Annotated in this window: 8 protein-coding genes, 1 tRNA gene and 1 other RNA gene; 4 read left to right on the top strand and 6 right to left on the bottom strand. The window is 72.8% G+C overall.

All coding sequences use genetic code 11. The annotated features are described in order from the left end of the window. Positions 1–315: 315 nt before the first annotated feature. Positions 316–412, bottom strand: an RNA gene (gene ffs / locus QUG98_RS11555) — signal recognition particle sRNA small type. Positions 413–448: 36 nt separating this feature from the next. On the opposite strand from ffs, the gene QUG98_RS11550 reads away from it, so the two are divergent. After that, on the top strand, positions 449–1,123 hold the full coding sequence (locus tag QUG98_RS11550; RefSeq protein WP_289470652.1) for an SDR family oxidoreductase: 675 nt from the start codon (positions 449–451) through the stop codon (positions 1,121–1,123). Between the two features lie 151 nt (positions 1,124–1,274). On the opposite strand, the gene QUG98_RS11545 is transcribed toward QUG98_RS11550, so the two are convergent. Both QUG98_RS11545 and pta read right to left on the bottom strand, forming a co-directional pair. Then, positions 1,275–2,471, bottom strand: coding sequence for an acetate/propionate family kinase (locus QUG98_RS11545; RefSeq protein ID WP_058750786.1), 1,197 nt, complete (start codon positions 2,469–2,471; stop codon positions 1,275–1,277). A gap of 97 nt (positions 2,472–2,568) precedes the next feature. Continuing rightward, positions 2,569–4,677, bottom strand: a complete 2,109-nt coding sequence (gene pta / locus QUG98_RS11540) for a phosphate acetyltransferase (RefSeq protein ID WP_289470651.1) — start codon at positions 4,675–4,677, stop codon at positions 2,569–2,571. Positions 4,678–4,799: 122 nt separating this feature from the next. Here pta and QUG98_RS11535 point away from each other — a divergent pair. Together QUG98_RS11535 and QUG98_RS11530 are read left to right on the top strand one after the other, a co-directional pair. Beyond that, positions 4,800–4,887 (top strand) — tRNA-Ser (locus QUG98_RS11535). Positions 4,888–5,176: 289 nt separating this feature from the next. After that, on the top strand, positions 5,177–5,821 hold the full coding sequence (locus tag QUG98_RS11530; RefSeq protein ID WP_289470650.1) for a hypothetical protein: 645 nt from the start codon (positions 5,177–5,179) through the stop codon (positions 5,819–5,821). Between the two features lie 74 nt (positions 5,822–5,895). Here the strand turns inward: QUG98_RS11530 and QUG98_RS11525 are convergent, their stop codons facing one another. Together QUG98_RS11525 and QUG98_RS11520 are read right to left on the bottom strand one after the other, a co-directional pair. Continuing rightward, positions 5,896–7,986 (bottom strand): helicase HerA-like domain-containing protein, encoded by a 2,091-nt coding sequence (locus QUG98_RS11525; protein WP_289470649.1) that lies wholly within the window; start codon positions 7,984–7,986, stop codon positions 5,896–5,898. A 189-nt stretch (positions 7,987–8,175) separates the two neighbouring features. Next, positions 8,176–9,432, bottom strand: a complete 1,257-nt coding sequence (locus tag QUG98_RS11520; protein WP_289470648.1) for a multidrug effflux MFS transporter — start codon at positions 9,430–9,432, stop codon at positions 8,176–8,178. A 296-nt stretch (positions 9,433–9,728) separates the two neighbouring features. Between QUG98_RS11520 and QUG98_RS11515 the strand changes: the two genes are divergently transcribed. Beyond that, the gene (locus QUG98_RS11515) at positions 9,729–10,310 is read left to right on the top strand and encodes a TetR/AcrR family transcriptional regulator (RefSeq protein ID WP_289470647.1); all 582 of its coding nucleotides are present in this window, start codon (positions 9,729–9,731) and stop codon (positions 10,308–10,310) included. Between the two features lie 63 nt (positions 10,311–10,373). On the opposite strand, the gene QUG98_RS11510 is transcribed toward QUG98_RS11515, so the two are convergent. After that, on the bottom strand, positions 10,374–10,916 hold the full coding sequence (locus QUG98_RS11510; protein ID WP_289470646.1) for a substrate-binding domain-containing protein: 543 nt from the start codon (positions 10,914–10,916) through the stop codon (positions 10,374–10,376). Positions 10,917–10,921 lie beyond the last annotated feature (5 nt).

The following is a 10,921-nucleotide window of genomic DNA, read 5'->3' as shown; positions in this document are numbered from 1 at the left end:
GGAGGCTCCGGTCACCGGGAGCTCGTCGTCGAGCCCGGTCCCCGTCGCGGGTGATCCATCGTGTCCAGTCGACCGCCCCTGCGGGTACGCGAGTACCCCGGAGCGACACGTGCCTGCGCATGCGTGTCCCGTTTCCTGGCAGGCGCGCCTGCCACCTGATCCTCGGACTCCCCCGCTGGTGAGACGGGAGAGGGTCGGAACCCTGGTTGGGAGTTCCTGAAGGTGATCTTTACACACGAACAGGAATCGCGCACGGGATGACGGCAGATTTCGCCGAGGTGCCCCTCGACGGCCGGAACCGGAGGTCCCTGGAACGGAGAAGACTCCTCACGCACCCGCCAGAGCCCGGTTACCCTTGCTGCGTTTCCGCCCTGGGGGAGTTGGCCTGGATGGCGTCACGTGAGGAGCCTCCGGAAGTCTACCGGATGCTCCGGGCAGTATCGGACACATGAAGATCGCCATCGCCGGAGGACACGGCCAGATCGCACTGCTCCTCGCCCGCCTGATCACCGACGCGGGCCACGACGCCGTCGCGGTCATCCGCAACCCGGCTCACGTGACCGACGTCGAGCAGCAGGGGGCGACCGCCCTGGTCGTGGACCTGGAACAGGTGGACGACGACGAGCTGGCACTGCGCCTCCGCGGCGTCGACGCCGTCGTCTTCGCGGCGGGAGCCGGGCCGAACAGCGGTGCGGAGCGCAAGGAGACCGTCGACCGCGACGCGGCGATCACGCTGGCCGACGCGGCGGAACGGATCGGCATCCGCCGCTACGTCATGGTGTCGGCGATGGGGGCGGACTCCTACGACCGCGAGCGCGCGGTCGTGCCCGCCCGGTCGGAGGACGACGTCTTCCAGGTGTACCTCCGGGCGAAGTCGGAGGCCGACGCGAACATCCGGATGCGGAACCTGCGCTGGACGATCATCCGACCGGGAGCTCTGCTCGACACCCCGCCGCAGGGCACCGTCCACGTCGGCCGGACGGTGCCCCGGGGTTCGATCCCCCGCGCGGACGTCGCGGCCCTCGTCCTGCACGCCCTGCTCGACGACACCGCGGTGGGGGTGCAGTTCGAGGTCACGAGCGGCAACACGCCGATCCCCGCGGCGCTGCACGCGCTCAGCTGACCCGCGCCGCGAGCGCCGGCGTCTCCGCGAGACGCCGGCCGCGGATCGAGACGCCGCCCGAACCGGCACCGTCCCGAAGACGCGGCGGCGTCTCGACGGACCGGCACCGCTCCGGCGGACCGGCGGCGTCCCGGCCAGCCGGCACCGACCGCTACAGCGCGACGGCGGCCGACTGCCGAGCGATCTCGAGCTCCTCGTTCGTGGGGACGACGAGCACCGCGACGCGGGACGAGTCGGTGGAGATGAGCCGCGCCTCCTTCGAGTGCAGCTCGTTGCGGTCGGCGTCGACCTCGATGCCCAGGTGCTCCAGGCCGGCGAGCACACGCCGCCGCAGCAACGCGTTGTTCTCCCCCACCCCGGCGGTGAACACGACGGCGTCGAGCCCACCGAGCTGCGCCGTGTACGCACCGACGTAGCGACGGATGCGGTGCCGGTACACGGCGAGCGCCGCCTCCGCCTCGTCGTCGCCGCCGAGCGCTGCGTCCTGGACGTCGCGCATGTCGCCGTTGCCGGTCAGCCCGAGCAGCCCGGACCGCTTGTTGAGCATCGTGTCGAGGTCGTCGAAGGACATGCCGGCCTCGCGGTGCAGGTGGATGAGCACGGCCGGGTCGAGGTCGCCGGAGCGCGTGCCCATCACGAGGCCCTCGAGCGGCGTGAGCCCCATCGACGTCTCGATCGACCGTCCACCGTCGATCGCAGCGGCGGACGCCCCGTTGCCCAGGTGCAGCACGATCGTCTTCAGCTCGGCCAGCGGTCGACCGAGGAACGCCGCCGTCTGCTCGGAGACGTACTTGTGGCTCGTGCCGTGCATGCCGTAGCGGCGGATCCGGTACCGCTCGGCCAGGTCGGCCGGGATCGCGTACGTGTAGGCGTGCGGCGGCATCGTCTGGTGGAACGCGGTGTCGAAGACGGCGACGTGCGGCACGTCGGAGAACACCTGCTTCGCCGCGCGGATGCCCTCGAGGTTCGCCGGGTTGTGCAGCGGCGCGAGGCTGTTGAGGTCCTCGATCTGCTGCTCGACCTCGTCGGTGACGACGGTCGCCGCGTCGAAGGTGGTCCCACCGTGCACGACGCGGTGCCCCACGACCGCGGGCGGGTGCTCGTCGAAGGACGGTCCGACCTTCGCGAAGGCGTCGATCATCGCCTGGAAGCCCGCGGCGTGGTCGGGCACGGACGCCGCGTCGTTCGACGACGACTCCCCCGTCAGCGCGTTGGTGTGCTTCCACGCCCCCGACGACTCACCGATGCGCTCGACGAGCCCGGAGGCGAGCGTGCGCTCGCCCTCGAGCTCGATGAGCTGGTACTTGAACGAACTCGAACCAGAGTTCACGACGAGGGCTGCGGTCACTTCGGTGGTGCCTTTCTCGGGACGGTCGGGAGGCGCGGTGCGGGCTGGTGGGTCGGGCTGCGGTCGGTCGCGGCCCAGCGGGGTCGGGACCGATCGGTCAGGCCGCGTCGGTCGCGGTGCCGGCCTGGATCGCGGTGATCGCGACCGTGTTCACGATGTCGCTCACGAGCGCGCCGCGGGACAGGTCGTTGATCGGCTTCCGGAGGCCCTGCAGGACCGGCCCGATCGCGACCGCACCGGCCGACCGCTGTACCGCCTTGTACGTGTTGTTGCCAGTGTTGAGGTCCGGGAAGACGAACACCGTGGCCCGGCCCGCCACGGGCGAGTCCGGCATCTTGGTGCGGGCGACCGTCGGGTCGGCGGCGGCGTCGTACTGGATCGGACCCTCGACGAGCAGGTCCGGGCGACGCTCGCGCACGAAGGCGGTCCCCGCGCGGACCTTGTCGACGTCCGCGCCGCTGCCGCTGTCACCGGTGGAGTAGCTGAGCATCGCGACGCGGGGGTCGATGCCGAACTGCGCCGCGGTCTCCGCCGACGAGATCGCGATGTCGGCGAGCTGCTCGCTCGTCGGGTCGGGGATGACCGCACAGTCGCCGTAGACGAGCACCCGGTCGGCGAGCGCCATCAGGAACACGCTCGACACGATCGAGGTGTCGGGCCGGGTCTTGATGATCTCGAAGGACGGCCGGATGGTGTGCGCGGTGGTGTGCCTCGCCCCGGAGACCATGCCGTCGGCAAGGCCGAGCTGCACCATGAGCGTGCCGAAGTAGGACACGTCGGTCACGGTGTCGCGGGCGAGCTCGATCGACATGCCCTTGTGCGCGCGGAGCCGGGTGTACTCCGCAGCGAAGCGCTCGCGCAGCTCGGGGTCGAACGGGCTGACGAGCTGCGCACCCTCGAGGTCCAGCCCGAGCTCGGTCGCCCGGGCCCGGATCGACGCCGGCTCGCCGAGGATCGTGAGCGCGCAGACCTGACGCTGCAGCAGCGTCGACGCAGCGTGCAGGATGCGGTCGTCATCGCCCTCGGGCAGCACGATCCGCTTGCCGTACCCACGGGCGCGGTCGAGCAGCCCGTGCTCGAACATGAGCGGTGTGACGACCCCGGACGGGGTGAGCTGCAGGCGGTCGCGCAGCGCGTCCGCGTCGACGTGCTGCTCGAAGAGCGCGAGCGCCAGGTCGGCCTTGCGGGGCGAGTCCGCCGCGAGCCGCCCGCGGGTGTGGGTGATCCGGAGCGCGGTGTCGTAGGTCCCGAGGTCGTTGCGGGCGATCGGCAGCGAGCTCGACAGCCCCTCGAGCAGCCGGGTGATCTGCGGCGAGGTCTCGAACCCGCCGTTCAGGATCACGCCGGCCAGGCTCGGGAACGTCTCCGACTGGTTCGCGAGCACGGTGGCGAGGAGCACGTCGCTGCGGTCACCTGGCACCACGACGATGCCGCCCTCGATGAGCCGCGGCAGCACGTTCTCCATGCTCATGCCGGCGACCACGGTACCGAGCGCCTCGCGGTCGAGCAGCGCCTCGTCGCCGCGCACGAGCGTCGCCCCGGTCGCCTCGAGCAGCGCCCGGACGGTCGGTGCGACGAGCACGCGGTCCTCGGGGATCGCCCAGACCGGGGTGTCGGGGTGGTCGTCGCGCACGGCGCGTTCGACACTCGCGACGATCGCGTCGAGGGCGTCCGGGTCGGCGCGGTTCACCACGACCCCGAGCAGCTGCGCGTGGGCCGCCCGGAGCTCGCTGGTGGTGACGTCGGCGACCTGCGCCATCGCGTCGGGGGTCCGGGCGCCGCGCTCGGCCGAGTCGCGTCCGCCGAGCACGAGCAGCACCGGTGCGCCGAGGTTCGCCGCCACCTTCGCGTTGAACGACAGCTCGGTCGGGCTGCCGACGTCCGTGTAGTCGGACCCGAGGACCACGACCGCGTCGCACTGTCGCTCGACCTGGGCGAACCGGCTGAGGATCGTGCCGAGTGCCGCGTCGGGATCGGCGTGCACGTCGTCGTACGTCACGCCGACGGCCTCGTCGTAGGACAGCCCGACCGCCGAGTGCTGCAGCAGGAGCTCGAGCACGTAGTCCGGCTCCGCCACCGATCGCGCGACCGGTCGGAACACGCCGACCCGTCCGACGGAGCGAGCGAGGGTCTCGAGGACACCGAGGGCGACGGTGCTCTTGCCCGTGTGTCCTTCTGCTGACGTGATGTAGATGCGGGTCGACACCCGTCCAGGCTAGTCGCGGCCACGCCGTGCGCTCTGGGAGTCGGCGGGGCCGTGGACGGACGTGGTCGTGACCACCCCCGCGAACCTGTACCATGGGGTGTCGTCGTCGCGAGACGGCGCCAGGAGAATTCGCCTAGTGGCCTATGGCGCACGCTTGGAAAGCGTGTTGGGTGCAAGCCCTCGGGGGTTCGAATCCCCCATTCTCCGCCAGCAGCACCGAAGGGCGCGTCCACGAGGACGCGCCCTTCGTCGTCCCGGGCGACTCCGCTCTCCACCGGCGCCGTCCCCCACCGGAGGGACACGCACGCTCCCCGTGCACGACGGGATGGCCGGGAAACGCCCAACGGGGGTGGAACGGGCTGTCCTCTGCCCCCGCTTGGCCCTAGTCTGTGCACACGGACGGCCCCGGGGCGGGTCGGACGGTGCAGCGGACGGCAGGGGCGTCGTCCGCCCGATCGTCCGGGTGTGTCCGCGCACCCGAGGGGAAGAGGAGACCACGGTGGGGGAAGCGACGGTGCCAGCCGCAGGACGCCTGCGGACGCCGGTCTACGACGTGGTCCTGCGCCCCCGGCGCTCGCTCGTCCGGTCCACCGTGCTGAGCATCGTGTGCTCGGCGGTCCCCCTCGCCGTCGCCCTCGTGTGGGTCTCGCTGCCGGAGCGCTGGTGGGCACTCGTCGCGGGGCTCGTCGTCGCCCTCGCCGTGCTCGTCGGGGCGCTCTTCGTCCGGCTCGGTCAGGCCTTCCTCGGGATCGACGACGACGTCGTCGTCCTGCACGCCGTCCTCTCCCCGAACCGCCGGATCGCCCGCGAGCGGGTCCACCGGCTGGTCGTCGCCCCGACGTACGGAGCCTCGACCGAGCGGACCGCGCGCGAGCTGCTGGCCTTCGACGCCGCGGGCGCCCACCTGTTCCGCCTGCGCGGTGACGTCTGGGGCGACCGGGCCCTCGACCGCGTCGTCGAGGCGCTGGACGTGCCCGTCGAGCACGAACGCCGCCCGGTCCACGTCCGCGAGGTCGCTCGCCGCTGGCCGGCGAGCCGCACCTGGTACGAGCGCCGCGGGGGCGTGCTGCTGGTCGGCGTGGCAGCCGTGTGCATCGTCGCCGGGCTGCTCGCGGTCGAGACCGTCGGGCTCCTGACGCGCTGACACCGCCCGGGTGCATCCCACCGCGGCCACGACGCACCCAGGGCGACCGGCCAGCAGCGGCCGACCCGGCGACTTCAGCGCCGTCGGCGCAGGGTCGAGAAGATGCCCCGGACGACCTCCTTGGCGATGGTCTGCCCGAGGCCGTTGCCCAGCAGCCCGCCGAGCGGGTCGTCGCCGGCCCGTCCGCCGGAGCGCGACGAGCGCGTCGAGCTCGACCGTGACCGGCGCCCCGCAGCAGCCCGTTCCGCCTGCTCGAACTCGCGCTGCGTCCGCTCGTACTCGGCCTGCGCTGCCTTGCGCTCGCGCTCGTCCCGGGCGGCCTGTGCGGCGGCCTCCTTCGCCGCCTCGGCGGCGGCTCGTGCAGCCTCCTGCTCGGCGTCGGCCTGCGCCTGTGCCGCGGCCGCCTCGGCGGCCGCCGACTCCATCCGGGCGGCCAGGACCTCGCGAGCCGACTCGGGGTCGACGGAGGTGCCGTACCGGGCGAGGAGCGGGGACGAGGCGACCCGTGCCTCCAGGACGTCCGACGGCAGTGCGTCCATCGACCCCTGCGGCGCCCGCAGACGGGTCCACGCCACCGGCGTGGGCGCGCCGTCCTCGTCCATCACCGTGACGATCGCCTCGCCCGTCGCGAGCGAGGTGAGGACCTCCCCCAGGTCGTAGTCGCTCGTCGGGTACGTCGACACCGTCGCCCGCAGCGCCTTCGCGTCGTCCGGGGTGTGCGCCCGGAGCTGGTGCTGCACGCGCGAACCGAGCTGCGCGAGGACGTCGTCGGGCAGGTCCTCCGGGGTCTGCGTGACGAACACGATGCCGACGCCCTTGGAGCGGATGAGCCGGACGGTGCGGACGATCTGCTCCCGGAAGTCCTTCGACGACCCCGAGAACAGCAGGTGTGCCTCGTCGAAGAAGAACACGAGCTCCGGCTTGTCGGTGTCGCCGACCTCGGGCAGCTCGTTGAACAGGTCGGCCAGCAGCCACATCAGGAACGTCGAGAAGACCTCCGGCTGGTCCTGCACGCCCGGCACCTCGAGCAGGCTCACGATCCCGCGGCCGTCCGGCGCGGTGCGCAGGAACTCGCGGGTGTCGATCTCGGGTTCCCCGAAGAACCGGTCGGCACCCTTGTCGGCGAAGGTCACGAGCTCGCGGAGGATCACCCCGGCGGTCTGCTTCGACAGGCCGCCCAGCTCCGCGAGTTCCGCCTTGCCCTGGTCGCTCACCAAGTACGTGAGCACGGCGCGCAGGTCCGACAGGTCGACGAGCGGCAGCCCGGCACGCTCGGCGTGGTGGAAGACCAGTCCGAGCGAGGACTCCTGCGTCGCGTTCAGGCCGAGCACCTTCGACAGCAGCAGCGGGCCGAAGCCGGAGACCGTCGCGCGGATCGGTACCCCGGTGCCCTGCCCGCCGAGCGAGTAGAACTCCGTCTGGCTCGCCGTGCCCTGCCACCGCTGGCCGATCGCCTCGGTCCGGGCGAGGAGCTTCGCGTTCGGCGCACCGGCCTCGGCGAGACCGGAGAGGTCGCCCTTGACGTCGGCCGCGAACACGGGCACGCCGTTCGCGGCGATCTGCTCGGCGAGCAGCTGGAGCGTTCGGGTCTTGCCGGTGCCGGTCGCGCCGGCGACGAGGCCGTGCCGGTTGAGCATGCCGAGCGGGATCCGGACCTGGACGTCCGGCAGCGGGACGCCGTTGACGAGGGCCCCGAGCTCGAGTGCGGTGCCCTCGACCGCGTAGCCGGCGCGGATCGCCTCGACCGCGTCGGCGCCGAGCGGTCCGGTCGCCGGTACCTGCGGGTGGTCGGAGGTCGACGTGGGGTCGGTGGTCGACACCGGATCGGCGGCCGACGTGGGGTCGGTGGTCGACGACGGATCCGTGGTCGCGTCGGGCACCGTCCGGCCGGGAGGCGCGGTGCCCGTCCCACCCGTCGGCCCGGCCGTCGACGCGGTCGCGTCCACGGCCGTGGTCGCCTCGTCCGCTCGGCTCGCGGCCGGGGCCGCGGTTCCCTCGCCCGCCCGGCTCACGTCCGGGGCCGCGGTCCCCTCGGTCGCTCGACCCAGCGCGGCGGCGAGCTCCTCGGCCCGTCGAGCTGCCTCGTCCGCCAGCCGTCGCGCCTCCTCGGCCGCTGCCTGCGCCGCTGCTGCCGCTGCCCGTGCCTGCTCCACCGCGTCGGTCATGTCCGCAGCATACGGACGGACGCGCTCACCGGTCCGGTGACGTCTCGCGGGGCCGATCCGGTGCGGGCTCGGACGACGGAGTCGACGTCGTCCGACAGCGGGTTCGTCGTACGACCGCGCCACCGCTGCACGTCCCCGCTCCGGCGCCCCCAACCGCACGGCCCGGCGTCAGCGGACGTCACTCCCGGGTCAGTGCGAGAGCGCCGGCACCGTCCGCGGCCGGACGACCACCCAGAGCACGATGACCGCCACGGCCGCCGTGCACGCCATCACGCCCGCCATCGGCGTCGCCGCGGTGATGCCGAGCCAGCCGACGATCGGCGACACGAGGCCAGCGACCCCGAAGTTGAGCGCGCCGAGGAGCGACGCGGCGGTGCCGGCCTCCTTGCCGTGCGCGGCGAGACCGATCACCTGCACGAGCGGGAACGTGAACCCGCACGCGGCGATGAAGAACCACAGCGGCACGAGCACCCCGACGAGACCGGCTCCGAGCTGGTCGAGCACCACGATCGCGACGGCGGACACGAGCAGGGTGGCGGTCGAGCAGGCGAGGATCCACTGCGGACCGACCCGCTGCGCCAACCGCGACGAGACCTGCACGCCGACGACCACGCCGATCGAGTTCACGGCGAAGAGCAGACCGTACTGCTGCGCGTCGAGTCCGTAGACCGTCTGGAACAGGAAGGGCGAGGCGGAGAGGTACGAGAACAGTCCGCTGAACACCATCGCGCCGATGAGCGCGACGCCGACGAAGATGCGGTCGGAGAGCAGGGCCCTGTAGCGCTGGCCGATCGTGGAGTGACCGGCCTCCTTCCGCCGGGCCGGCGGCAGGGTCTCCACGATGAGGAGCGACGACGCGATGACGACGGCTGCGCCGTAGCACGCGAGGAACACGAACACACCGCGCCAGCTGACGAACTGCAGCATCTGCGAGCCGATGAGCGGCGCGAGGATCGGTGCGAGGCCGTTCACCATCGCCAGGCGGGAGAGCATCCGGACGAGCGGCTTGCCGCCGAACAGGTCGCGGACGGTGGCCATCGCGACGACACCGCCGGCCGCGGCGCCCATGCCCTGCAGGACGCGGAACAGCGCGAGCACCTCGACGTTCGGCGCGAGCGCAGCACCCACCGACGCCGCGACGTGCACCGACGTGGCGATGATCAGCGGGAGGCGCCGTCCGACCTTGTCGCTCCACGGCCCGACGAGCAGCTGTCCGACGGCGAAGCCGAGGGTGGTCGCGGTCAGCGTGAGCTGCACGGCGCCCTCGGAGATGCCGAACTCGCGCTCGAGCGACGGGAACGCCGGCAGGTACAGGTCGATGGTGAACGGCCCGAGCGCGGTGAGCGCGCCGAGCACGAAGACGTAGACGAGGCGCTGCCGCCGGGTGAGCGAGTCACCGGGGTGCAGCACGACGCGGAGCGAGCCGGTGGTGGCGGGCGCGGTCACGAGCGGTCCTTCACGGGGGTCGGGTGCAGGAGAGGCGGGATCGGGTCCGCTCGCCGACGTCGGGGACGGTCGACGGCGGCCGAGGCAGACGGACGCACGATCGGATGAGACCGGGTCGAATCGAATCGATTCGGCGTCGGAACCATCCTAGGGCCTGAGTGAGCGCTCTCGCGACGTCCGTCCGCCGTCGTCCACGTCACACTGCGCGCTCTGTCCCGTCCGCGCGGTCGCCGTGCGGTAACGTCGGACTGCTCGAGCGCCGCCTGGTGCGGACGGAACGAAGAGGGGGTGGTGTCGTGGTCGACGCCCGGATCGTGCACACCACGGCAGCGCTGCGTGAGGCGATCCTCCGACTCGCAGCGGACCGCCCGGTCTCCTCGATCACCGTCGCCGACGTGACCCGTGCTGCGGGCATCAACCGGGCGACGTTCTACTCACACGCGGTGTCCCCCGGCTCGCTCCTCGCCGACGCGCTGACGCCCGAGCTCGACCGCATCCGCGCGGACGACGTCGAGGCCCGTCGGACGGCGTCCGCCCGCGGCGCGGACGAGGACGAACTCGCCACCATCACCCGCCGCGGCATCGACGCCGTCGTCGAGCACGTCGTGGCCCACCGTGACATCTACGCCCGCGGGCTGCCCGACACCGAGGACGCCTCGCTGCACCGCATGCTCGTGCAGCACTTCACCGTGTCGAGCGCGCAGCACATCCGCGAGCTCGACCCCGTGTCCCGCCCACCCCTGCTCGACGACGTCGCCGCCGGGTTCGTGGCCCAGGGCTTCGTCGGTGCGATCGAGGCGTGGCTCGCCGGACCGCGGCGTTCCCGGAAGTCCCTGGTCGAGACGATCACCCTGTCGTTCCCGGCCTGGTGGCACTGAGCCGAGCCGTCGACCGCGTCCGGTCGCGCTGACCCGGAGCCGGCGGCGACCGCGGTCCCGACGTCAGTCGGCCGTGTCCGGCTGCTCGCCGCGCTGCAGCGATCGGACGACGGCGACCGCAGCCCGAGCGGTGTCCCCGGCACCGGCTGCCGCGGGCACGCGGTGGTCGGCGGAGATGCCGTCACCACCGGTCCCGCTCGCCGGCACCGGGTCACCGACGGACACCACGACCACGCCCGCGTCGTGTGCCGTCTGCACCCCCTCGGCGAGCGCGTCGGGATCGGCGGCGTGGACGAGCAGCGCCTTCGCTCCGGCACGGACGAGCGCGTCGACGGAGCGGGCCTGCTCGACGGCGGTCGCCGAGGACGGTGCCACCCGGACGTCCGGGTCGAACCCGGCGCCCGAGAGTCCGCGCTCGAGGTCCGCCGCGAGCGCCTCGTCCCCGGGAGCGAGCACCACCCCGACCACGGCGTCCGCGGCGAACCCGCCGTCCGAGCTCGTCAGGTCGGTGCTGCGGACGGGCGTCGGCGCGGCGGTCGTCGGCCCCTGGCACCCGGTCAGGGCGAGGGCCGCCGCCACGAGGACGGTGACGACGCTGGTGCGCACGGGAC

Origin of the sequence: Curtobacterium subtropicum, from assembly GCF_030362975.1 — a bacterium.
Classification (GTDB): Bacteria; Actinomycetota; Actinomycetes; order Actinomycetales; family Microbacteriaceae; genus Curtobacterium; species Curtobacterium subtropicum.
The sequence above is the reverse complement of the archived record's forward strand: the minus strand, read 5'-3'. Positions and strand labels throughout refer to the sequence as shown.

What these genes read in the sequence shown, in the direction of transcription:
- QUG98_RS11550 (WP_289470652.1), top strand. Translation starts at nt 449, where the DNA reads ATGAAGATCGCCATCGCCGGAGGACACGGCCAGATCGCACTGCTCCTC.
- QUG98_RS11525 (WP_289470649.1), bottom strand. Translation starts at nt 7,986, where the DNA reads ATGACCGACGCGGTGGAGCAGGCACGGGCAGCGGCAGCAGCGGCGCAG.